This is a genomic window from Sphingobium sp. B11D3A, from assembly GCF_025961695.1.
GTDB lineage: Bacteria > Pseudomonadota > Alphaproteobacteria > Sphingomonadales > Sphingomonadaceae > Sphingobium.
On sequence record NZ_JAOQOE010000001.1, the window covers coordinates 600,278 to 623,197 of the forward strand.

Below are 22,920 nucleotides of genomic sequence, written 5' to 3' on the forward strand. Positions count from 1 at the left end.
GCAGCGCCGCGAGCCTCCCATCGCCCCTGCGATTTTCTTGACTTTCGCTCCCTCGACTGTTAGCTGACAGCCTTTCCCGCATTCTCCTTAATCTGTTCAGGAGCCAAGCATGGCGCGCGTTACTGTCGAAGATTGCATCGACAAGGTTCCCAACCGGTTCGACCTCGTTCTCCTCGCGGCCCAGCGCGCCCGGACCATCTCCGGTGGCGCCGAGCTGACCGTGGATCGGGATCGCGACAAGAACCCGGTCGTCGCTCTGCGCGAGATCGCTGAAGAGACGATCATGCCGGACGACCTCAAGCATGATCTCGTCGGCTCGATGCAGAAGATGCAGATCGACGACGACGATACGCCGGACGAAATCGGCTCGATCGCACGCTCTGCCGAGGCGCTGCGCCTCACGGCTGCGACGCCGCCGCGCTCGCACAGCCTGGGTGCCGATTACGACGGCTAAGCCCCCAGAACATCAGATTGAAAGGCGGTTTCGGCACAGTCGAAGCCGCCTTTTTTTATGCGGCTAGGGCCTGAATTCGACGTCAATCGTGCCTTGCCGCTACCGGATGCGGCGCGCGCGGTGCCGGCCTGTGGCGCAAATCGCTGGTTTGCAGCACGCCGCCTGCAAGAAAGGGCTCGACGATGGTCTCGATCCGTGCGGAGCGGCCAGACCGGATCGCGATGTTGTAGAAGCTGTTGGCGACGACATCGGCGATCTGCACCCCCGCCGAGCGCCTGCTGTCGATCATCTGCGCGCTGCCGCATCGCGCGAGCCTTTTGGCAATGTCGTGCCGCACGGATTCCAGCACTAGCGTGTCATAGCGACCCGCATCGATGAAGACCTGCAGACAATCCTCCTCCGCATCCGGTCGCCACTCATCTACCAGTTGGGTGAGTAGAGCGACATAGACGTCGAGGTCTTCGGGACGGCGTCCGGCGTCTTGCGGGTCGGCGCGGATGATGCAGATCTTGGCCCGGGCACCGAACCGGTCGAGCAGTTCGAAGAAGAAGGCGCGTTCGACCAGACCGATCCGGCTGCCCTTGAGCTCACCGCGCAAACCCACAACCGCACGAAACCGAGCCAGCAGCCGGTCTGCTGCATCCGCCTCGATCTCGACGCCAGCCATGATCATGGCGCCCGCGGGAAGACTGCCGCTTTCGTCAATATAGATGGGCATCCGTCCTCCTGCGCCGCTTCTTGAAATGGCCGCCTGTTGAAATGAATGTCGCCGCAAAGCCCGTGGGCTCGCGGCGACAATCAGTCTTTCGTGTCCACCCTCATGAGGGTCAGACGTTTTGCGGCGTCGGATCGCTGATCGGGCCTTTGCGCTTGCCCGTCTTGGGGATCGACGTGCCCGTCACCGGGACCGGAGAGGGCCGGATCTTCTCACCACTCGGACGCACGAGTTCGCCCTTGTCGATCAAAGTCTTGATCTCGTCGCCCGAGAGCGTTTCGAACTCCAGCAGCGCATTGGCCAGCAGGTGAAGCTGGTCGAGATGATCGCTCAGCACCGTCTTGGCCCGATCATAACCGGATTCGACAACCTTGCGGATCTCCGCGTCGATCTTCTGCGCGGTTTCATTGGACATGTGCACGCGCTGGCTTTGCGAGTAACCGAGGAAGGTCTCGCCCTGCGGCTCCTCATATTGCAGCGGCCCCAGCTCGTCGGACATGCCCCACTGGGTGACCATGTCGCGCGCGAGCCGCGTGGCGTACTGGATATCGCCGGAAGCACCGGACGACACCTTTTCGTGACCGAAGATCACTTCCTCAGCCACGCGCCCGCCCATGGCGACCGCCAGATTGGCGTGCATCTTGTCGCGGTGATAGCTGTAGCTGTCCCGCTCGGGCAGACGCATCACCATGCCCAGTGCGCGACCGCGCGGGATGATTGTCGCCTTGTGGATCGGATCGGACGCCGGCTCGTGAATCGCGACGATGGCGTGACCAGCCTCATGATAGGCCGTCATCTTCTTCTCGTCCTCGGTCATGACCATGGAGCGCCGTTCGGAGCCCATCATCACCTTGTCCTTGGCCGCCTCGAACTCGGCGCTGGCCACGAGACGCTTGCCGCGCCGCGCCGCCATCAGCGCCGCCTCGTTGACGAGATTGGCAAGGTCGGCACCGGAGAAGCCGGGCGTACCACGTGCAATCGTGCGGGCATCGACGTCGGGCGCCAGCGGCACCTTCGCCATATGGACTTCGAGGATCTTGATGCGCCCCTCGATATCCGGCCGCGGCACGACGACCTGACGGTCGAAACGACCCGGACGCAGCAGCGCCGGATCGAGCACGTCAGGCCGGTTGGTCGCGGCGATGATGATGATGCCTTCGTTCGATTCAAAGCCATCCATCTCGACCAGCAGCTGGTTCAGCGTCTGCTCGCGCTCGTCATTGCCATTGCCCAGGCCCGCGCCACGATGGCGACCGACCGCGTCGATCTCGTCGATGAAGACGATGCAGGGTGCGTTCTTCTTGGCCTGCTCGAACATGTCGCGCACGCGGCTTGCGCCGACGCCCACAAACATTTCGACGAAGTCAGAGCCCGAAATGGTGAAGAACGGCACGCCCGCCTCGCCCGCGATCGCGCGCGCCAGCAGCGTCTTGCCGGTGCCCGGCGAGCCGACCAGCAGCGCGCCCTTGGGGATCTTGCCGCCCAGTCGCGCAAACTTGCTCGGGTCCTTGAGGAACTCGACGATCTCCTGAAGCTCCTCACGGGCTTCATCGATGCCGGCCACGTCGTCGAACGTCACCCGCCCCTGCTTCTCGGTGAGCAGCTTGGCCTTGGACTTGCCAAAGCCCATCGCGCCACCGGCGCCGCCACCCTTCTGCATCTGGCGCAGAACGAAAAAGGCGATGCCGAGGATCAGGATGAACGGCAGCGACTGGTAGAGCAGGATCATCCAGAAGTTCGGCTGTTCTTCGGGCTGGCCGCTATATTTGACCTTATGCTCGTCCAGCAGCGCCGTGAGCTGCGGGTCCGGCACGGCGTAGGTGACGAAACGCTGATCGTTCTTGAGCACGCCACTGATCCGGTCCGGACCGATCGCCACTTCCTTCACCGCGTCAGCCGAAACCCGGTCGCGGAAATCGGAATAGGCAATCGCGGTGCCGTTGTTGCTCATGCCCTTGCTGTCGAACACCGTCACGAACATTAGCAGCGCAAGAAACACGCCCGCCAATATGAGGGCGCTCTTGATCCATGGATTGCCTTGCGGCTCTTTGTTATCGTTCATCAACCACTCGCTTTCGCGGTCCAAAATAGGACTTCCTGCCCGGAACACAATGCCCGGAACGGCTTTGGGCTCAGCACGACTTGCGCGGTGGTGCCCGCCGCATCGTCCATCGCGCCCCTCCGGTGACAAGGCAGTCTGCCAAGGTGACGGTCTTACCATCGAAAAGTTGAACAAGCGCTTGATCCAGCGATGGCCCGCGCGGTTTTTCTGCCTGCGGATTGAGATGGGCAACCATGCGCAAGATCAGGCGGCGAAGCAGCTCGGGCGGCAGGTCCGTTCGCGTGAGGTCGGCGCGATCCTCGGCCAGCACAAGGTGCTCGGCGGCGAGCCGGTCCAGCATCCACGCGATGGCGTCCTCCGCTTCGCCCAGCGCTTCCAGCGCGCGGTTCATGCCACCGGGGTCAATCAGATCGCAGCCAGTCAGTGCCTGCCGAACCCTTACGCGGTCGAACCGCTGGTTCTCGTTGCTCGGATCGTCGATGAACGGGACGTTTTCGCTCTGGCACCACGCGCGCAGATCAGCGCGGCGCTCATTGAGCAGCGGCCGCAGCAATGTCCCGCGCCGGGCCCGGATGGCTGACAGTCCCGCCACCCCCGCCCCGCGATTGAGCCGCAGGACCAGCGTTTCGAGCTGATCGTCCGCCTGATGCGCCGTCATCAGCCAGTCGAGGCCCCGCGCCTGCTGCCAGTCCTCCAACAGGGCATAGCGCGCTGCACGTGCCGCCGCCTGAAGATTGCCGTCAAGGGACCGCGCGACGGTCAAAGTCGCGTGGGGTACGCCCTCGCTTTGGCACCAATGGGCCACCATGGCTGCTTCCGCGGCGGAATCGGCTCGCAATCGGTGATCGACCGTCGCCGCCTCAACCTGCCCGGGCCAGCAACGCGCAGCCAGCGAGAGCAGCGCCATGCTGTCCGCTCCGCCCGAGACTGCGATGCCAACGCGCTCGGACGCTTGCAAGGCGCGCCCAAGCAGGTGCTGAACTGCCTCGGGAAATCGCTGCGCGAGCGTGTCAGCCACTACATTTGGCGCGGGTCCGGCCCTTGGTCATCATGTCGCGCACGCTGGCCGGCATGTTGGCGCCGAACACCTCGTTCAACTCATCATAGGCGAGGCACGCGTCCTTCAGCCGGTTGAGCTGGATGAGCGACTCACCCACCCAGGCAAGGCTCTCCGCCGCGCGGTCGCCAGCCGGGCGCTGCCGGTAATTTTCGTAGAAAATCTTGGCTGCAGCCGCCGGCTTCTTGTCATCGAGAAACGCACGGCCGAGCAGATTATGGGCACGGCTGGCGATCGGGTCCTTGCCATATTTGTCGACGGTCTGCTGCAGCTGCACCTGCGCCTCGGGATAGAATTTCGCGGTCCAGAGGCGGAAGCCATAGGTGTAGCTATCCAGCGCGGCATTGCCGGTGCTGGGGCGCTCGACCGCCGCCACCGCTTCGGTGCGGGCCACGAGGGACGGCTGCGCTGCTGGGCGTGGGGTCGCCGCCGGCGCAGCCTGGGCCGCGCGGTCGGGGAGCGGCGCGCTGGGCGGGCCAAAGGGACTGGCCGGATCGACGGCCGGAGCAGCCTGCGCGGCGCTCATCGCCTTGAAATTCTCTTCCAGCTGACGGAGCCGGTGCTCATTCTCCTCGACCTGACCGGTGAGGCGAGCGAGCTGCGCCTCCACGGCGTTGATTCGCGCCGTCAGATCCGCAATCGGCGTCGTCGCGGGCGCACCGGCTGCGACACCGGGCGTCGGCGCAGGCGGCGTGACTTCCGGCGCCATGATCTGGCCCGCCCCGCCGGGAAACACCTTGCGCTGCACGGCCCGCATTTCCTGCTCGAGCCGATCGACGCGGCCTTCCACCGTGCGCTGGGCGCTTGCCGGGGCACTGAAGAGCAGCGGCAGGCCGGCGCCGGCAAGGAGCAGCGCGCGGACAATCCCGCCGCCGGTCCGTTTACTGGTCATCTCGTGGGGGGAAAGCTCTGCTGCCATGGTGAAATTCCTGATATGTTCAAATCATGTTGGCCGGTGGCGGAGGCGCAATGAGCGCAACCCCATCCGTTGGCGAGGCCGTGCCTGCTAGCATCAACCCGCCGGCGGTGCATCACCATTGCTGGTTTGCGATGCCGCCGGATCGGTGTCTGTGGGCTGAACGCGGCGTTCAAGCAAAGCCGCAGCCGTCAGCGGAACATCCGATATCGTCCGCTCGGCAGTCCCGAGTGGCGGGATAGCCTGCCCGCCAACGGTCACCGCCAGCGCATCCGGACGCCCGGTGAGGATCATCGGGTCCTGTGCCTCGGCCGGGACGGTGAAGCTCTTGTCCTTCTCCAGCGTCCCTTCGAAGAGACGCTTTCCGTCCGGCTGATAGATGCGCAGCCAAACCTCGTTCACCGCAGTCAGGACCACCGGGCCATTGGGACGCGCCTGCGCCGGGTTCTGCGCGGGCGCCGCCGATTTGTTGCGCGGGTCGGCGATGCGCGGCTCGGTTCGCTGCTCGATCGCAAGCTGGTCGTCGGTCGGCGGCGTGATGTACTGGGTCCGCCAGATCGCGTAACCGCCCGCAAACAGCAGCGCGATGACGGCGGCGGCGATCACCAGATAGCGCGGCGGAACGCTGCTGGGATCGACTGGCTCCTCGATCTCATAAGGGTCCTGCTCGACGCCCATTTCAGCGATTTCTTCACGCACCTTGCTGACAAGGGCGTGTTCGTCGATGCCGACCGCGCGGGCATAAGCGCGCGAGAAACCTGCGCAATAGGTCGTTCCGGGAAGGGCCTGATAGTCACCGGCTTCCAGCGCGGTGAGATGGCGCAAGGTAATCCGCGTGCGGTTCGCTACATCATCGAGCGACATGCCTGCGGCCTCACGCGCCTGCCGCATCTTTGCCGATGCACTCAGTCCGCTGCGCGCGACCGTCTCATTTTCGTTCGCATCTTCGCGCATTGAGGCCTTTTTCCGTCTATTTTCGGTCTTTTTGCCAATTCCTTTGTTCCATCAGTCGCTATGCGGTGTCAACGCGCGAATTCGCTGGCGCGGCACCGCACAGGCTCTCAACCGAGATCGACGCCGTTATCGTCGGCCCACTGCGAGAGTGGCTCGCGAAGGTTGGCAACCCCGCCCTTCAGCAAATCGACCGTGACCTGCGACAAGGCCGTGAGATCCACCGAGCGTACCATCGCCTTGACCGGGCCGATCGAGGCCGGCGTGATGGAAAGGCGCCGAATGCCAAGGCCGAGCAGGGCCATGGCTTCCAGCGTCCGCCCGCCCATTTCGCCGCAGACTCCCACCGGCACCCCATGCTCGGAGCAGGTCCGCGTCACGCGGGCGAGGAAGCGGAGGATCGCGACGCTCAGCCAATCGTAACGCTCAGCCAGCTTGGGGTTCGCGCGGTCGGCAGCAAACAGGAACTGGGTGAGATCGTTGGTGCCGATGGAGAGAAAGTCCAGTTCCGGCAGCACGAAGTCGAGCGCCTCGGCGAGCGCGGGCACTTCCAGCATCGCGCCATATTTGACGCTCTTGGGCAACTTGCGGCCACGCTTGGTGAGCCAGTCCTTCTGCTCGCGAAACAGGGTCATCGCCTGGGTGAGTTCCCATGGCTCGGAGATCATCGGGAACATGACATGCAAGGTCCGCCCGGCCGCGGCCTCCAGCAATGCCCGCGCCTGCGCCTTCATCAGGCCATCGCGCTCTAGAGCGAGGCGAACCGCCCGCCAGCCCATGGCGGGATTTTCCTCATCGTCGGAATCGCTCTTGCGCAGATAAGGCAGGGCCTTGTCCCCGCCGATATCGACCGTGCGGAAAATGACCGGGCGGCTGCCCGCCGCGTCGAGCACTTCCTTGTAGAGCCGCTGCTGGCGCTCGCGCTGCGGCAGGGTGGCCGAGACGAGAAACTGGAACTCGGTGCGGAACAGGCCGATGCCATCGGCGCCCGTCACGTCCAGCGCGGCGACATCGTCGCGCAGGCCGGCATTCACCATCAGCTCGATGCGCTGGCCGTCCTTCGTCTCCGCCGGCAGATCGCGCTGCCCGGCATAGGCCGCGCGCCGCTTCTGCGTGAGCGCCAGGCCGCTCTCGAACGCCTCGTCCATCGGCTCGGAGGGGCGGATGTAGAGGCGGTTCTGATTCACATCGAGCAGCAGCAGATCGCCCTCGTTGATTAGCGCCCGGGTATTTTTGACGCGGCCCAACACCGGCACGCCCATGGCCCGCGCGACGATCGTGACGTGCGCGGTCAGCGAGCCTTCTTCCAGCACGACGCCCTTGAGGCGCCGCCGGTCATATTCCAACAACTCCGCCGGCCCCAGGTTGCGCGCGATCAGAATTGTGTCCTGCCGCAGCCCCAGTTGCGCAGCCGTGCCAAGCTGTCCCGCCACGATGCGCAGCAGGCGGTTGGAGAGATCCTCCAGATCATGCATCCGGTCCTGCAGAAGCGGATCGTCGATCTGCCGCATCCGCATCCGGGTGCGTTGCTGCACCCGCTCGATTGCCGCCTCGGCCGTGAGGCCGGAGTCGATCGCTTCGTTGATCCGCCGCGACCAGCCTTCATCATAGGCGAACATCTTGTAGGTCTCGAGCACCTCCTTGTGCTCGCCGTCCATGCCGAACTCGGCCTGCCCGGCCATCCGCTCGATCTGCTCGCGCATCTTGGCGAATGCCGAATACACGCGCTGCCGCTCGACCTCAACATCCTCGGCGACGGTATGCTCGATGGTCACGCGCGGCTGATGGAACACCGCGTGACCGCGGGCCATGCCCATCACGAGCTGCAGGCCAGAGAGGATGCTCGCACCGGTTTCGAGCGGGCGATCTTCGCCGGGATTTTCATCGACCAGATTGGCGTTGTTGATCAACTCGGCGAGCACCATCGCCACCGTCTGCAGCGCCTCGATCTCGACTTCCTCATAGCCGCGCGGGTCGAGATGCTGGACGCACAGCGCACCAATTGCATTCTCACGACGCACGATCGGCACGCCGGCGAAGCTGTGGAAGCGCTCCTCGCCCGTTTCCGGCCGATAGGCGAAGTCGGGATGGCCCGACGCTTCCTCGAGGTTGAGCGTTTCGACATTCTGGGCAATCGTGCCGACAAGCCCCTCGCCCGGCGCCAGGCGCGTGACGTGAACGGCCTCCTGCTTGAGGCCGCGCGTCGCGAACAGCTCCAGCATGCCATCGCGCAGCAAGTAAATCGAGCAGACCTCGCTCGAAAGCTCCTGTCCGACAATCTCGACGACCTTGTTGAGTTTCACCTGCGTCTGCGTACGCGCCGCCATCACCTCATGGAGGCGAGAGAGAATTCTGCGCGCGGCCGTGGCCGCACTGCTCGATGGGGATTCCGGGCGCCGCGTTTGATCCATGCGTTCCTGCTATCAGAAACTGCCGCCGGGAACCAACCTCGTCTCGATCTTTCCGGGCGAGAAACCCGGCAAAGACGATGACGGAATGGCGAGCAGCAGAGGAAGAAAGCCAGTCGGAAAAGAAGGAGACGCGGCAGACACGCAAGCAGGCGTTGAAACGCGCAACAACGCGCCCCTCATGCACCTGTCGTTGGACCGGCCCTTCAGCACGGCACCTCTCCCGATGTCTTGTTCTTTTCGACGGTCGCACCAGTCGGCGCGTTCGCACCGCTGTAAACGGAACGCCGTGATATCGCTACCCGTTAACCAATGACCGACAGGCTGTCTGCGAGAGCCGTGCCGCGATCAGCCGACCCGGCGCGTCAACGCGGCCCGCGCCTCGGCCATCAGGGTCGTGATGATCTCGGCGACGGGTTCTTCCTTCGTCACCATGCCCACGGACTGGCCGGCCATCAGCGAGCCATTTTCGATGTCGCCATCGATCACCGCCCGCCGCAGGGCACCGGCCCAATAATGCTCGATCTGCAGCTGCGCCTCGCCCATATCGACCTTGCCGTCGTCGAGCAGTTGCGCGACTTCGCGCTGCTTGGCGGTGAAGGCGTCGGTTCCGGCGTTGCGCAGGGCGCGCACGGGGATCACCGGCAACCGCGAATCGATCTGAACGCTGGCAATCGCGTCGCGCGCCGACGCCCGGAAGAACGCCTTCTTGAAATTGGCGTGAGCGATGCTCTCGCTGGCGCAGGCAAAGCGGGTGCCCAGCTGCACACCGGCCGCGCCCATGTCGAGATAAGCAGCGATCGCCTCGCCATGGCCGATGCCGCCGGCCACGAAGACCGGCAGCTCGCTTGCCATGACCGGCAGAATTTCCTGCGCCAGCACGCTGGTCGCCACCGGGCCGATATGGCCGCCCGCTTCCATGCCCTCGATCACCAGCGCATCGACGCCCGAGCGGTGCAATTTCTTGGCCAGCGACAGGGCCGGCGCAAAGCAGATCACCTTGGCGCCGCTCGCCTTGATCGCCTCGATGCTGCCCTTGGGCGGGAGGCCGCCAGCCAGCACGATATGCGTCACCGAATGGCGCGCGCAGACCGCGATCAGATCGAACAGCTGCGGGTGCATAGTGATGAGGTTCACGCCGAAGGGCTTGTCCGTCATCGCCTTGGTCGCCGCGATCTCGGTATCGAGCAGCTCGGGGGTCATGGCGCCGCAAGCGATCAGGCCGAAGCCGCCGGCGTTGCTGACAGCGGACACCAGATGCCGCTCGGAGACCCAGCTCATCGCGCCACAGATGATCGCGGTCTCGCTGCCGAGAAAGGCGGTGCCGCGGGCCATGAGGGAAGAAAGACGGTCGGTCATTGCGATACCCAATCTGACCCTTCCCACCGGGAAGCGACGGCAAAGAGGAGATCAGCGGCCGACCGGATGCCGGCACGCTGCCTCGGAGCCTCTCCCGAACGGAAGCGGCTCCAAATAGATCAAGCGGGCGCCTGCTCCGCGTCGAGACCGTAGGCGGTGTGGAGCACGCGAACGGCCAGTTCGGTCTCGTCCTCGTCGATCAGCACCGAGACCTTGATCTCGCTGGTGGAGATCGCCTCGATATTGATGCCGCGCTCGGCCAGCGTCTTGAACATGGTCGCCGCGACGCCGGCATGGCTGCGCATGCCAACACCCACGACGCTGATCTTGGCGACCTGATCGTCGGTGATGATGCGGCGGAAACCGATCTCGTCCTGCAGCTTCTCCAGAATGTCGACGCTGCGCGCGAGGTCGGTGCGGGGGACCGTGAAAGTCACGTCCGTCTCCGCATTATCCTTGCTGTCATTCTGGATGATCATGTCGACATTGATGCTCGCATCGGCCAGCGGACCGAAGATGCTGGCAACCGCCCCGGGCTTGTCCGGCACGCGCGTGACGATGATCTTGGCTTCGTTCTTGTCATGAGCGATGCCGGTGATGAGCTGCCGTTCCATGTCGCTTTCCTCAATTTCTGCTTCGCTGACGATCATCGTGCCGGGTTCGGGATCGTCCCCTGGCGCGTCGAAGGAGGAGAGCACCTGCACGCGCACCTTCTCCTTCATCGCCAGCGCGACGGACCGCGTCTGCAGCACTTTCGAGCCGACACTGGCCAGCTCCAGCATTTCCTCATAGGTGACCTTGTCGAGCTTGCGGGCCCGGCTGACGATGCGCGGATCGGTCGTGTAGACGCCATCGACATCGGTATAGATATCGCACCGATCGGCCTGCACGGCGGCCGCGACCGCCACGGCGGAGGTATCAGACCCGCCACGACCCAGGGTCGAGACCCGGCCGCTCTCCATCTGCCCCTGAAAGCCCGGAATGACCGCGACCTGCCCGGAGGTCATCGCCGCCAGCAGGCCTTCGGTCTCGACCGTGTCGATCCGCGCCTTGCTATGTGCCTCGCTCGTGCGGATCGGCAACTGCCAGCCCAGCCAGCTGCGCGCATCGACGCCCAGCGCCTTGAGCGTCATCGCCAGCAACCCGGACGTCACCTGCTCGCCGGCCGCGACGACCACGTCATATTCCGCAGGGTCGTAAAGCGGGCTGGCTTCCTTGCAGAAATTGACCAGGCGATCGGTCTCGCCGGCCATCGCAGAGACGACGACGGCGACCTCGTTGCCCAGGCCAACCTCATGCTTCACCCGAAGCGCGACGTTGCGGATTCGCTCCATGCCGGCCATCGACGTGCCGCCAAATTTCATCACAATACGCGCCATGGACTTGCCGCGGACCTTTCTTGGACTATCAAGGGGGCATGAAATGCCGACGGATCGGTATTCACCGGCCTTCGAGCCGGCGCCCTATTAGTCAGCAGGATCGGCAATGGCAAGCGAACCGCACAGCAGCACCATCGACCCCAAAGAAGCCGCGCATTTCGGCGCGCACGCGGCCGATTGGTGGGACCCCAATGGCTCCAGCGCCATGCTCCACAAGCTCGGGCCGGTGCGCCTTGGTTTCATCCGCGCCGCTATCGACGCGCACTGGGGTGGATCGCCCCAGGATCTGCGCCCGCTGGCCGGCAAGCGCGTCCTCGATGTCGGCTGCGGGGCCGGGCTGGTAGCCGAGCCGCTCGCCCGCATGGGCGGCGCCGTGACGGCTGTAGATGCGGCGCCAGAGAATATCGCCGTCGCCCGTGACCATGCCGCCGCAATGGGCCTGCCCATCGATTATCGCAATTGCGGGGTGGAGACGCTGAGCGATCCGCAGTTCGACCTGATCACGGCGCTGGAAGTCATCGAGCATGTCACCGATCCGGCGATGTTCCTCTCCGCCATCGCGCGGCTGCTCAAGCCCGATGGGCTACTGATTATCTCGACGCCAAACCGGACGCCGCTCTCCAAGCTGATGGTGGTGACGCTGGCAGAGGGCTTCGGCCGCATCGCCAAGGGCACGCATGACGCAGCCCGCTTCATCACCCCGGAGGAAATGGAAGCGCTGCTGACCGACCGTGGCCTGCACCTCACGGCGACCAAGGGACTGATGGCCGATCCGCGATATGGCTTCGTGCTCAGTGACAATCTGTCCGTGAACTACATCCTCTCTGCGGCGTTCTCATCGCACGACATCCCCCAATCTGCGAGCACGCCAGCCTGATGACTGCTGCCCCGACGACAACTTCATCCCACGCCAATCCCCTCCGCAGCCTCGAACATGCCATGACATGGCTTGGCGAGAACTGGATCGAGGTGGCGATCGCCATCGCGATCGGCATCGCCATCTATTTTGCGCTGGGGCTACTCAAGCGGATCGTGCAGCGGCTGCTCCTCAAGGCCGCGCACAGCGCCCCGATCATGGGCGTCGCGGCCAGCACCGTCGGGAAAACCGGGCATCTGTTCATGATGCTCATCGCGGCGCGCCTCGTCGTCAATTATTTCCCGGTGCCGCCGGCATTGTTCAATGCGATCAACTTCCTGTTCATCGTGGTGACGGCCTGGCAGATCGCGGTCTGGGTGCGCCACATGGCGCTCGGCTTCATCCAGATGCGCTCGGACCCGGAGCTGGGCGGCAGCGAGGCCTTGGCCAATGCCAGCGGCCTTATCAAGGTTCTGCTCTCCATTGCGATTTTCGCCGTTGCGGCCATCGTCGTGCTGGACAATCTCGGCGTCAACGTCACCGGTCTGGTCGCCGGTCTCGGGATCGGCGGCATTGCCATTGGTCTAGCGGCGCAGGGAATTTTTTCGGACCTGTTCGCGTCCCTCTCGATCATCTTCGACAAGCCCTTCAAGGTCGGCGATGCGATCAATTTCGGTACGCAGACGGGCGTTGTGGAGCGCATCGGCCTCAAATCCACGCGCCTGCGCGTGGTGACAGGCGAACGCATGATCGTCTCCAATGCGCAATTGCTGAACAAGGAGATCACGAGCTACACCGGCCTCGATCGCCGCCGGATCAAGTTCGCTATCGGCGTGATCTATCAGACCCCGCCGGCCGAAGCGGCGAAAATACCCGATCTGCTACGAGAGATCGTCAACGCGCATGGCGGTGACTTCGTGCGCTCGGGCTTCATTGGGTTCGGGGCCAGCTCACTGGATTTTGAGCTGGAGTTCGACGTGCACTCGGCCGATTGGGATAAAATCTATATGATCCGCCATGCGATCGGCCTCGATATTCTCGACCGTTTCAACGATCTCGGGCTGGAATTTGCCTATCCCACGCAGACCACATTTACCGCCGATCCGGCCGGCAAGATGATCATGCCCTACCCGGTCCTCCACGAACTTCCGGGCGCTCTGGCCCCGCGCAGCATCGGGAGCGCCGATCAGGCCACGTCGGAATAATAGCCGGCCCACACATGGTTCTGTTTGCGCTCGATCCGCATGAGCGCAAGCACGGCGACCATCATCGCGAGCAGCGCCAGCGCGGTGAACACCGGCCAGACCGATTCCGGCGAAACCATCAGGCTGAGCACGGCGCTCGCCATCAGCAGCGGCACGAACAGAACCGTCGCGAGCGCGGCGCGCTTGCGAGCTTTCTTGCGCTTGGGTGCCGTGCGCCAGAACCAGAGGCACAGGCCGACGCCAATCGCCGCAGGGACGATCTGCAGCCAGGCGAAGGGCATGCGATAGAGGAAATAGGCCGACACGCCGACAGTCGCGAGTACCACCAATAATGCGAGAATTCGTGCCAGGCGCACGTACAGCCTCCTCCAATCGCGACCCGGCAACTGCCGGTCCTCGGCCTTTACGACCGCTTCAAAACCCTATTGTCGTTCAACTTCGTTGAGCATCCGTTATAATCGCCTCGCCCCATAAAGTTCCGGGCGAAAGATATCCGTTGGCGACTTTCATGGCGCCCTCGCGATCATGAGCTAGCAGCAAGGCGCCATCGAGGTCCACCCAATCGGCGAACTGTGCAAGCAGAAAGGCAGGCGCAATGCCGAGCGAGCTTGCGAGCATGCAGCCGACCATGATGCGCTTGCCCGCTGCCCGCGCCGCATGCGCCATGGCGAGCGCCTCGGTCAGTCCGCCGGCCTTGTCGAGCTTGATGTTGATTGCCTGATAGGCCCCGAGCCGCGCGAGATCCTCCAGCGACTGGCAGCTCTCGTCCGCGCAGATCGGCACCGGCAGAGCCAGCCCGGCGAGCGCTGCGTCAGCCTGCGCCGGCAAGGGCTGCTCGATCAATGCGACGCCCAGATCAGCCAATGCACGGGCTTGCGCCTGCACGTCCAGATCGGCCCAGCTCTCATTGGCATCCACGATCAGGTCGACATCCGGCGCACCTTGGCGCACCGCTTCGATGCGGGCCTGATCGCCGTCGCCGGTGAGCTTGCACTTGAGCAGCGTGAACCCCCGCGCCCGCGCGTCTGCGGCCGCCTGCGCCATCTTCTCCGGCGTATCGAGGCTGATCGTATAGGCCGTCCGGACCGGCTGGGGCGCCTTCAGTCCGGCCAGCGCCCAAACCGGCTTGCCGGTCCGCGCTGCCTCCAGATCCCACAGTGCGCAATCCAGCGCATTGCGTGCGGCGCCCGGTGGCATCAGGGTGCGCAACGCCTCGCGGTCGGGCACGCCGCCCTGAGCCTGCACGAGCGCCTCGATCGCCGCCGCACATCCTTCGGCCGTCTCACCATGATAATAGATCGGCGTGCCCTCGCCTCGGCCGATGAACATTCCGTCCGTGACCACGCACATGACCACATCCACAAACGTCTTGGCGCCACGGCTGATGGTGAAAGCGTCGCGCACGGCGAAGCGCTCGACCGCGACTTGCTGCAGGCCAATGTCGATCATTGCGAATCCGACCTCATGAGAACGGGCGATCAGCCGCGCGGTAGATCATCGTGGCTGGAGATCCATGCCTCGACCACTGGCGCAATGCGGTTGCGCCATTTCGAACCATTGAAGATGCCGTAATGGCCGACCGTCTCGGCGAGATAATATTGCTTCATCTCGTCCGGCAGGTTCGGGGAAATCTTGAGCGCCGCCCTCGTCTGGCCGATCCCCGAAATATCGTCATTCTCGCCTTCGACGGCGAGCAGCGCGACATCCGTGATCGCCGCCGTGTCGATGCGGACGCCGCGATGCATGAACTCGCCCTTGGGCAGGCTGTGCTTCTTGAAGACCTCATTGACGGTCTGCAGGTAGAATTCGGCGGTCATGTCGCAGACCGAGCGATATTCCTCGTAGAACTTCTTGGTCGCGTCCGCGCTCTCGTCATCGCCCTGAACGAGGTGGCGGAACATCTGCCAGTGGCTCATCAGGTGGTTGCCGAGGTTCATGGTCATGAAACCGGCCAATTGCATGAAGCCGGGATAGACCTTCCGCCCGGCGCCGGGATAATTGAATGGAACCGAGGTCACGACGTTCTGGCTGAACCAGCTCAGCGGCCGCTCCTGCGCCAGCTGATTGACGGCCGTCGGCCCCTCGCGCGTGTCGATGGGGCCGCCCATCATCGTCAAGGTACGCGGACGGCAAGGATGCTTCGAGGCCGACATGAGGCTCGCGGCAGCAAGGCAGGGCACGGACGGCTGGCAGACCGCCAGCATATGTGCGCCCGGTCCGATATGCTCGAGCCACCCGACGAGATAATCGACATAATCATCCAGATCGAACGACCCATCGGAAAGCGGCACATCGCGCGCATCGCGCCAGTCGGTAATGTAGACGTCATGCCCCGGCAGCATCCGGGCGACGGTGCCGCGCAGGAGCGTCGCGAAATGGCCGGACATCGGCGCGACGATCAGCAGCTTGGGGTGCCGGCCCTCCTGCCCTTCCCGCACGAAATGACGCAGCTGGCCGAAGACCTGGCGCGCCTCGATGACTTCGTTCACCGCTACGGTCTGCCCGTCCACCTCGGTGGTCGGTAGATCGAAGGCGGGCTTGCCGCGCGGCGCCGCGGCATGTGCGAACACATCCAGCGCGGAGGCGAGCATCGGACCGCCACCGAAATAAGCAAAGGGATTTGCGGGATTTTGGAGCAGTTCTACGCTCGCGGTCGCCATGGCACTGGCGCTTGCCAGGAAGCTGCGCTGAATTTCATAGGCACTATAGAGCATGTGTTTCCTTACTCGGGGCCATCTGTCTAAACCAGCACATCCAACGCCCTGATGCCAGCGCCGATGCCGGGCTTAGAAGCATTAAATAGTGCCGACGCGTCTCCTTTGCCACACCCGAAGGCACAGCGCAGGTGCAAAAGCCCTCCCCTTGGTTGCAAAGTTGGTCTAGGGCGCGGCCATGGCTACCTCGGCGTCCACCCCAGACAATGACGATCGGCGCAAAGCGGGCGATCTTGGCAATCTTCGACTGATCTGGCACGCCGCGCTCCGCTACCCCGGCCGCATAGCCGGCGCCGGCTTCGCACTGGTTCTCGCCTCTGCAGCAACGCTTGCCATCCCCAGTGGTTTCAAGCTGGTCATCGATCGCGGTTTTGCCTCTGGTCTGGATGGGGACATCAGCCGCTGGTTCCAGTATCTGCTGCTGATCGTGGTCATCCTCGCCTTTGCGACGGCCATGCGCTTCTACTTCGTCGCCTGGCTGGGCGAGCGCGTGGTGGCCGATCTGCGGATCGCCGCGCAGGCCAATCTGCTGCGGCAAGAGCCGGCTTTCTTCGAGCATAACCGGCCCTCCGAGATCGCCTCTCGCATGACGGCGGATACGGCGATCATCGAGCAGGTCGTCGGCTCGACGGTCTCGGTGGCGATGCGCAATCTGCTCACCGGTTTTGGCGGCATCGTCTATCTGTTCATGCTCGCGCCGCGCCTTACGGCGATGCTGCTGTTCGGCATTCCCATCGTGCTCGGGCCGATCATTCTGGTCGGTCGGCGCCTGCGCGCGCTCTCGCGCAACAGTCAGGATCGGCTGGCTGCGGTCGGCAGCATCACCAACGAAGTGCTGAGCGCCATGAAGATCGTCCAGGCCTTCGGTCAGGAGGAGCGCGAAGCCGGCCGGTTCCGGCGCGCCGTCGAGGACAGTTTCCGCACGGCCCGCCAGCGCATCACCCTGCGGTCGGCTATGACCGCAACGATCATCCTGGTTATCTTCGGCTCCATCACGCTCATCATGTGGCAGGGCGCGCTTGACGTCGCGGCGGGCCGGATGTCCGGCGGCAGCATCGCAGCCTTCGTCATGACGGGCGGCCTTGTCGCGGGTGCCTTCGGGGCCCTCACCGAGGTCTATGGCGATCTGCTGCGCGGGGCCGGGGCCGCCACCCGGCTGAGCGAACTGACCAGCGCCGTCTCCGAAATCCGCCAACCGGCGCGGCCGGTCGCCATCCCGCAGCCCGGTCAGGCGCGGCTGACATTCGAAAATGTGGCCTTTCGCTATCCGACGCGGCCCGATTTGCCCGCCCTTATGGATTTCTCGCTGGACGTCGCGCCGGGCGAGACCGTGGCGATCGTCGGCCCATCCGGCGCGGGCAAATCCACGCTCCTTCAGCTTGCAGAGCGGTTTTACGATCCGTCCCACGGGAGGGTCCTCCTCAACGGCGTCGACCTGCGCGAGGCAGACCTGCTGAGCCTGCGCGGCATGATCGCGCTGGTGCCGCAGGAAACCGTGATCTTTGCGGCCAGTGCGCGCGACAATCTGCGTTACGGACGCTGGGATGCCACCGACGAGCAGTTGATGGAGGCCGCGCGCGCAGCCAATGCCGACGGCTTTCTCAAGGCGCTGCCGCAGGGCTTGGACACAGAACTTGGCGAGAGCGGCGCCCGCCTCTCCGGCGGCCAGCGCCAGCGCGTTGCGATCGCCCGCGCGCTTCTCAAGGACGCGCCGCTGCTGCTGCTCGATGAAGCGACCTCGGCGCTGGACGCGGAATCCGAGAGCCTGGTGCAGGATGCCCTCGCCCGGCTGATGAAGGATCGCACGACCATCGTCATCGCCCATCGCCTGGCGACCGTCCGCGCCGCCGACCGCATCGTCGTCCTCGATCAGGGCCGGATCGCCGACATCGGCACCCACGCGGACCTGATTGCCCGCGGTGGCCTCTATGCGCGGCTCGCATCGCTGCAGTTCGACGAACCGGCCTGATCGGAGCTTACCGGACGTTGGCGCGGCGGTCAGCTGTTGCTGATGCGGCGCTGGCTCTCAGCTGCTTGCGCTCGCGAAGGGAGGGCGTGACTGGCCCGGCAGCCGCGTGGCCAAGTGAGCGACGATCAAACATAAGTCGGCTGCGTAGGGTTCAGGGTCTCACGTGGGAGCACTGAGACCGGCAGCCCGCCCACGCGCAGCCCGAGCAGTTCCAAGCCCTAAAGAACGGGTGCAGAATGGCATCGAAGCATCAACCAAGTCCTTACCACGCCCCTTCGATGTCGAAAGCGAGGTCCCTTTCGGTGCTGCCTGTCGTGTGCAGTAAACCGGCAATGGGTCTGCAGCGCGGCACGGAGCTGACCGAGCGTGTCCCACGATCAGGGCAAGCAAGCCTCAGCGCACCCTCCAGCCCTTTGCCCATTTGCCTAGCCCGCGCCCTTGATTGGCCCGATGTCGTCAGTCCGCCTCAGCGCCCCGAACGATGTGATCGAAAATCGCCGGATGCATCGGTGTCTCGAACTCGCACCCCGCTTCATGGTCGCACACCCACGTGACGAACGCCTTGCGTCCTTCAAAGCCGGCAAACATCACCCACACTTCCATACCGACCTGAAGCTTCACATAGCTCATCAGGCGGAAGCCGGTGAGCGACATGTCCGAAATCCGGCTCTTGAACCAGCTCTCGCCCTTGCGGCGCACGCGGACGCCAATCAAGACCGACTGCCGTGCTGACGAACGAGCGGACGGCTCATTCATTCTGTCTGGAACTGCGCCCATATCGACCTGCCTGCCTGGAACATCGCACGATACGACAGGGAAGCTTACCATCGTCCTAATCATACGAGGTCCCTCCGGCGCAGCATATGAGACTCTAAAACCTAGGACTACCTCGACCGGCGGCCACTTCTCCATCCCGATCGCTTGAAATCAGCAGCGCCGCCTCAGCGCCCGAGCAGAGGGCTAATGGCATCACCGGCGCCGTTGAAAGGTCCAGAACCGTCAACTGGCTTGCGTGTTTGTCCGCCAGTCACGTGCTGGCGTCCCAGCGCAATACCACTGTGCTCGCACGCGCGGCCAGGATCGAGGTCATGAGGGCCGCTAATCCGCGCCGACGCTTGAGGCGAAGCCTGCCGCCCAGACGCCTTCTTAACCCCAGACGCCTCGCTCTGAAGCCCAATAAAAAAAGGGGGCCGAAGCCCCCTTTTCCAAATGCATCCAGATCCGCGACGAAGCGCGTTTCCGCTATGATCAGAACACGCCGCCGTAACGGTCATTGCCGACGAAGCCCAGCTTGGTCACGCCAGCGCGCTTGATGATGGCGAGCACCTCATCAACCACCACATAACGAGCCGACTGGTCAGGCTCGAACTGCAGCTCAGGCTCCGGGGCCATACGGCTGGTCTGATCGAGATACTGGCGCAGCGTCACCCGGTCGACCGGGGCGCCATTCCAGTAGATCGTGCCTGCCGGATCGATGGTCAGACGATTCTTGACCGGGTCGATCGTGTTCTGCGGCGCGTCCGCATTCTGCGGAAGGTCGATCTTCACCGCGTGGGTCTGGATCGGGATCGTGATAATGAACATGATGAGGAGCACGAGCATGACGTCGATCAACGGCGTCGTGTTCATTTCCATCATCGGCTCGCCGTCGTCGCGGCCACCACTCATTGCCATGGGACTGGTCTCCTAAACTTGGGCGTCAGAGGCGACGGACGGAAATCGAAGCCGGGTCGGGCTCGGAAATGAAGCCAACCTTCGGATAACCAGCGCGCTGCATCGTGAAGATCGTGCCGCCGATGCACCGGTACGGCGTATCGATGTCTGCACGGATGTGCGCTTCGGGCAGATCGTCGGGGTTCATGTTCTCCACGCCGCCGGCCTTCTCGATATCCGCTTCCAGCTTCTTGACAGCGCGGTTGAGAAGGTCACCGGCCGTGACCTTGGTCACGTTCCAGTACACTTCGCACTGGCCATCCACTGCGCGAACCGTAAGGCTCACATTTTCCGGCTTCGTGGTCGTTGGCTCGAAGGCGATCTTCGGCAGCTTCACGTCCACTGTCTGGATCACCACCGGAATTGCGATGAGGAAGATGATGAGAAGCACCAGCATGACGTCCACGAGAGGCGTCGTGTTGATGTCCGACATCGGGGTGTCATCACCACCACCCCCAGAGCTAATTGCCATCGATCAAAATCCTAACTCTTGGCTTTGGAAGCACGCACGTCCTTGCGGAGGCTTGATGTGGCGACCGCTCGAGGGTCGCCACACCTGCTTCATTTGATAGCTCAGGCCTTGGCGGCAGCCGGCTTGGCAGCGGGCGCGGCCGGGGCAGCAACCACGGTCGGACGGACCGCACCGTTGGACACCATGTAGCCGAGCAGGTCGTTGTTGAAGCCGCTCAGGTCTTCAGCAATCGACTTGTTACGACGCTGCAGCCAGTTGTAGGCAAGCACAGCCGGAACGGCCACGGCCAGACCCAGCGCGGTCATGATCAGAGCTTCACCGACCGGGCCGGCAACGGCGTCGATCGAGGCCTGACCGGACGCACCGATCTTGATGAGCGCGCGGTAAATACCGATAACCGTACCGAACAGACCGATGAACGGCGCGGTCGCACCGACGGTCGCGAGGAACGCGAGGCCACCGCCGAGCTTGGAGTTGATGGCAGCTTCCGAACGCGCGAGCGAAGCGTGCATCCAGTCATGCGCCTCGACCGGATCGGTCAGCTTGGCATGCTGTTCCTGCGCCATGATGCCGTCGTCGACCAGCTGCTTGTAGGCGCTGTTCTTCTCGAGCTTGGCCGAACCCTCCTTGAGGGTCGCCGAACGCCAGAACGTCGTACGGACCTTCTTGGCCTGGCCGATCACCTTCTGCTGCTCGATGAGCTTCGAGAACAGAATGAAGAACGAGAACACGGACATGCCGCAAAGAATGATGAAAACGGTCCAGGCGATCACGCCGCCCTGCTCGAGGGCTTCCATGAGACCGTAAGGGTTATCGGCCGGCGCAGCGGCTGCGGACAAATAAATCAACATTCGTGTATTCCTCTCAAACCAGTCGGTGAATGGGCCGTCCCTCGCCCCGGTTCGGGACGGCCGAAATCAGGATTAACGTTCAAGCTTCCAGACGACGCGACGCGAGCTGCTAGACTTGATCGGGTTGCCGGCTTGATCGAGCGCAGGAGAATAACGTCCCCGGCGAACGATCAGACTGCAAGCGGTTTCGTCGAGATCCCGACGGCCGCTCGATGCGGTCACTCGGCAATTCTCCACCCGACCCTGCTCATTGATCTCCCATGCGATCGTCACCGAACCCTCGGCTTCGTCACGACGGGCGCCTGCAGGATAGTCGTCAGACGTAATCCAGCTCGCAGGGTTACCCCTGGCACCAGCAGCCTTGCTGACAACCGGCGCAGGCGGCGGCGGCGGCGCGGGCGGAGCCGGCGGAGGCGGCGTGGGAGGCGGCGGCGGCGCCAGAACCGGAGCCGTGCTCGGCAGCGAAATCATCGGCGGCGGCGCTGTGGGCGGCGGCGGCGGTGGTGGCGGCATGTCTGGCGGAGGCGGAGGCGGTGGCGGCGGCTCCTCCTCTGGCGGCGGCGGCTCCTCTGCCACGTCGATGACGTTCAGCTGTTCTGCAGCCTGCTTGACATACTTGATGCCAAGCCCCGTCACAAACGCATAACCGAGGATCGCGTGAATGATTGCCACGATGATAAGAGAAACCGTCCTACCGGACGATTGTGACTGGTCAGCATAGGCCATTCAGCAATGACACTCCCTAGCTCGATACAGCGCTGACAATCAGACCACGAATCGACGAAATGCCGTAAAGCACGACGTCTTCCGTGCGATACTGATCGCTCGGGCTCCTAAATTCCGAGGCATGTCCTATCGTGGCAAAACGTGTGAAGCAAACGCTTTGTTGACGGTGGTCACCTCTGCTTAACCCCCTATGTTAGAGGCTGAGGAAGGCCTATCAGGAGAATTGCGTATGACCGACACAATCCGACGCCAAAAGGCCCCGTTCAAACTGGCGGCAATCGGTTGCAGCGTCCTGTTGACGGCCGCTTTCCCCTTTATTTCCACTTCCGCTACGGCACAGGTGGCAGAATCGCCAGAGCCGGCAAGCTTGAGTTACGCGCGGATGGCCGAACTGGTATCGTCATCCCCCACGGTGGCGCGCATTACCGTGCGCTCTATCGTCGCCCTCAAGCGCGAGCGCGCGCCCGATCTGCCGGAAACGCGGAGCCGTTTTTACGTTCAGGCTGAAACGCTGGGCTTGATTCGCAGCGATGGTGTGATGTCCAAGCGAATCTCTTTCCTCGTGGACGGGTCCGCGGAAAATGCCCGACGCCCCAACCTCAAGAACAAGATTTTTCTCGCTTTCGGCAAAGTCGGCCAGCAGGTGAGCGAGTTCCAGTTGAGCGCGAGCACGGCGCTCGTGCCCTGGACCCCCGCCAACGAGGCGCTGGCACGAAAGGTCATCGAAGATCTTTACGCGCCGGGCGCACCCGGTCCGATCACCGCCATCACCTCCGCCTTCCATGTGCCAGGCGCGATTGTGGGCGAAGGGGAGACCCAGATCTTTCTTGGCACAGCGGACGGCTCGCCGATTTCACTGTCGGTGATCCGCAGACCGCAGGAGCAACCGCATTTCAGCGTGTCGCTGGGCGAGGTTGTGGATGATTCGGCGAAGCTCCCCGAGCGGGACACCTTGCTGTGGTATCGCCTCGCGTGCAGCTTGCCCGACCAGCTCCCGCCCTTGTCCCTCACCGAACTGGCGCGCAACGATGCGGAGGCCGCCAGTCGCGATTACAGCGCATTCCGGGCCGCGCTCGGACCATGTGACCGCACCCAAACGCCAGTCATTTAGGC

At 63.8% G+C, this 22,920-nt stretch carries 21 protein-coding genes; 5 read left to right on the forward strand and 16 right to left on the reverse strand.

All coding sequences use genetic code 11. From position 1 onward, the window contains the following. Positions 1-109 precede the first annotated feature (109 nt). The gene (gene rpoZ, locus M2332_RS02860) at positions 110-454 is read left to right on the forward strand and encodes a DNA-directed RNA polymerase subunit omega (RefSeq protein WP_181559744.1); all 345 of its coding nucleotides are present in this window, start codon (positions 110-112) and stop codon (positions 452-454) included. Positions 455-536: 82 nt separating this feature from the next. On the opposite strand, the gene M2332_RS02865 is transcribed toward rpoZ, so the two are convergent. From M2332_RS02865 to M2332_RS02900, 8 genes are all read right to left on the reverse strand, one after another. After that, positions 537-1,172, reverse strand: coding sequence for a DUF3800 domain-containing protein (locus tag M2332_RS02865; RefSeq protein WP_264572893.1), 636 nt, complete (start codon positions 1,170-1,172; stop codon positions 537-539). A gap of 109 nt (positions 1,173-1,281) precedes the next feature. Then, a complete protein-coding gene (ftsH, locus tag M2332_RS02870; RefSeq protein WP_181559746.1) occupies positions 1,282-3,231 on the reverse strand; it encodes an ATP-dependent zinc metalloprotease FtsH in 1,950 nt (649 codons plus the stop codon). A gap of 70 nt (positions 3,232-3,301) precedes the next feature. Continuing rightward, entirely contained in the window at positions 3,302-4,249 is a 948-nt protein-coding gene (gene tilS, locus M2332_RS02875; RefSeq protein WP_264572894.1) for a tRNA lysidine(34) synthetase TilS, read from the reverse strand. Beyond that, entirely contained in the window at positions 4,242-5,180 is a 939-nt protein-coding gene (locus M2332_RS02880; protein ID WP_264572895.1) for a hypothetical protein, read from the reverse strand. The genes tilS and M2332_RS02880 overlap by 8 nt, the downstream gene beginning before the upstream one ends. A 120-nt stretch (positions 5,181-5,300) precedes the next feature. Beyond that, complete coding sequence (locus M2332_RS02885; protein WP_264572896.1) at positions 5,301-6,158, reverse strand: helix-turn-helix domain-containing protein; 858 nt, start codon at positions 6,156-6,158, stop codon at positions 5,301-5,303. Positions 6,159-6,265: 107 nt separating this feature from the next. Beyond that, positions 6,266-8,566 carry a phosphoenolpyruvate--protein phosphotransferase gene (gene ptsP, locus M2332_RS02890; protein WP_264572897.1) on the reverse strand — a complete coding sequence of 767 codons (2,301 nt, stop codon included), beginning with the start codon at positions 8,564-8,566 and terminating at the stop codon, positions 6,266-6,268. A gap of 345 nt (positions 8,567-8,911) precedes the next feature. Further along, positions 8,912-9,898, reverse strand: a complete 987-nt coding sequence (locus tag M2332_RS02895) for an NAD(P)H-dependent flavin oxidoreductase (RefSeq protein WP_413715934.1) — start codon at positions 9,896-9,898, stop codon at positions 8,912-8,914. Between the two features lie 143 nt (positions 9,899-10,041). Further along, positions 10,042-11,301 carry an aspartate kinase gene (locus M2332_RS02900; protein WP_264570375.1) on the reverse strand — a complete coding sequence of 420 codons (1,260 nt, stop codon included), beginning with the start codon at positions 11,299-11,301 and terminating at the stop codon, positions 10,042-10,044. 106 nt (positions 11,302-11,407) lie between these two features. Here M2332_RS02900 and ubiG point away from each other — a divergent pair, with 106 nt between their 5' ends. Continuing rightward, positions 11,408-12,178, forward strand: a complete 771-nt coding sequence (gene ubiG, locus M2332_RS02905) for a bifunctional 2-polyprenyl-6-hydroxyphenol methylase/3-demethylubiquinol 3-O-methyltransferase UbiG (RefSeq protein ID WP_264572899.1) — start codon at positions 11,408-11,410, stop codon at positions 12,176-12,178. Next, complete coding sequence (locus M2332_RS02910; protein WP_264572900.1) at positions 12,178-13,362, forward strand: mechanosensitive ion channel family protein; 1,185 nt, start codon at positions 12,178-12,180, stop codon at positions 13,360-13,362. The genes ubiG and M2332_RS02910 overlap by 1 nt, the downstream gene beginning before the upstream one ends. Here the strand turns inward: M2332_RS02910 and M2332_RS02915 are convergent. From M2332_RS02915 to M2332_RS02925, 3 genes are all read right to left on the reverse strand, one after another. Then, a complete protein-coding gene (locus tag M2332_RS02915) occupies positions 13,344-13,718 on the reverse strand; it encodes a hypothetical protein (RefSeq protein WP_181559754.1) in 375 nt (124 codons plus the stop codon). The genes M2332_RS02910 and M2332_RS02915 overlap by 19 nt on opposite strands. A 76-nt stretch (positions 13,719-13,794) precedes the next feature. Next, a complete protein-coding gene (dgcA, locus tag M2332_RS02920; RefSeq protein WP_264572901.1) occupies positions 13,795-14,811 on the reverse strand; it encodes an N-acetyl-D-Glu racemase DgcA in 1,017 nt (338 codons plus the stop codon). A 29-nt stretch (positions 14,812-14,840) separates the two neighbouring features. Then, positions 14,841-16,076, reverse strand: a complete 1,236-nt coding sequence (locus M2332_RS02925; protein WP_264572902.1) for a polyhydroxyalkanoate depolymerase — start codon at positions 16,074-16,076, stop codon at positions 14,841-14,843. 178 nt (positions 16,077-16,254) lie between these two features. On the opposite strand from M2332_RS02925, the gene M2332_RS02930 reads away from it, so the two are divergent. Beyond that, positions 16,255-18,045: an ABC transporter transmembrane domain-containing protein gene (locus M2332_RS02930; protein ID WP_264572903.1), complete on the forward strand. Its 1,791-nt coding sequence runs from the start codon at positions 16,255-16,257 to the stop codon at positions 18,043-18,045. 456 nt (positions 18,046-18,501) lie between these two features. Here M2332_RS02930 and M2332_RS02935 read toward each other — a convergent pair whose 3' ends face one another. The 5 genes from M2332_RS02935 to M2332_RS02955 form a co-directional block, all read right to left on the reverse strand. Beyond that, entirely contained in the window at positions 18,502-18,822 is a 321-nt protein-coding gene (locus tag M2332_RS02935) for a PilZ domain-containing protein (protein WP_264572250.1), read from the reverse strand. Between the two features lie 471 nt (positions 18,823-19,293). Continuing rightward, complete coding sequence (locus M2332_RS02940) at positions 19,294-19,719, reverse strand: ExbD/TolR family protein (RefSeq protein ID WP_181559759.1); 426 nt, start codon at positions 19,717-19,719, stop codon at positions 19,294-19,296. 25 nt (positions 19,720-19,744) lie between these two features. Beyond that, the gene (locus tag M2332_RS02945; RefSeq protein WP_181559760.1) at positions 19,745-20,230 is read right to left on the reverse strand and encodes an ExbD/TolR family protein; all 486 of its coding nucleotides are present in this window, start codon (positions 20,228-20,230) and stop codon (positions 19,745-19,747) included. 101 nt (positions 20,231-20,331) lie between these two features. Continuing rightward, entirely contained in the window at positions 20,332-21,081 is a 750-nt protein-coding gene (locus M2332_RS02950) for a MotA/TolQ/ExbB proton channel family protein (protein ID WP_181559761.1), read from the reverse strand. A 72-nt stretch (positions 21,082-21,153) separates the two neighbouring features. Next, complete coding sequence (locus tag M2332_RS02955; RefSeq protein ID WP_264572904.1) at positions 21,154-21,807, reverse strand: energy transducer TonB; 654 nt, start codon at positions 21,805-21,807, stop codon at positions 21,154-21,156. A gap of 229 nt (positions 21,808-22,036) precedes the next feature. On the opposite strand from M2332_RS02955, the gene M2332_RS02960 reads away from it, so the two are divergent. Then, positions 22,037-22,918 carry a hypothetical protein gene (locus M2332_RS02960; protein WP_264572905.1) on the forward strand — a complete coding sequence of 294 codons (882 nt, stop codon included), beginning with the start codon at positions 22,037-22,039 and terminating at the stop codon, positions 22,916-22,918. The last annotated feature ends 2 nt before the right edge of the window (positions 22,919-22,920 follow it).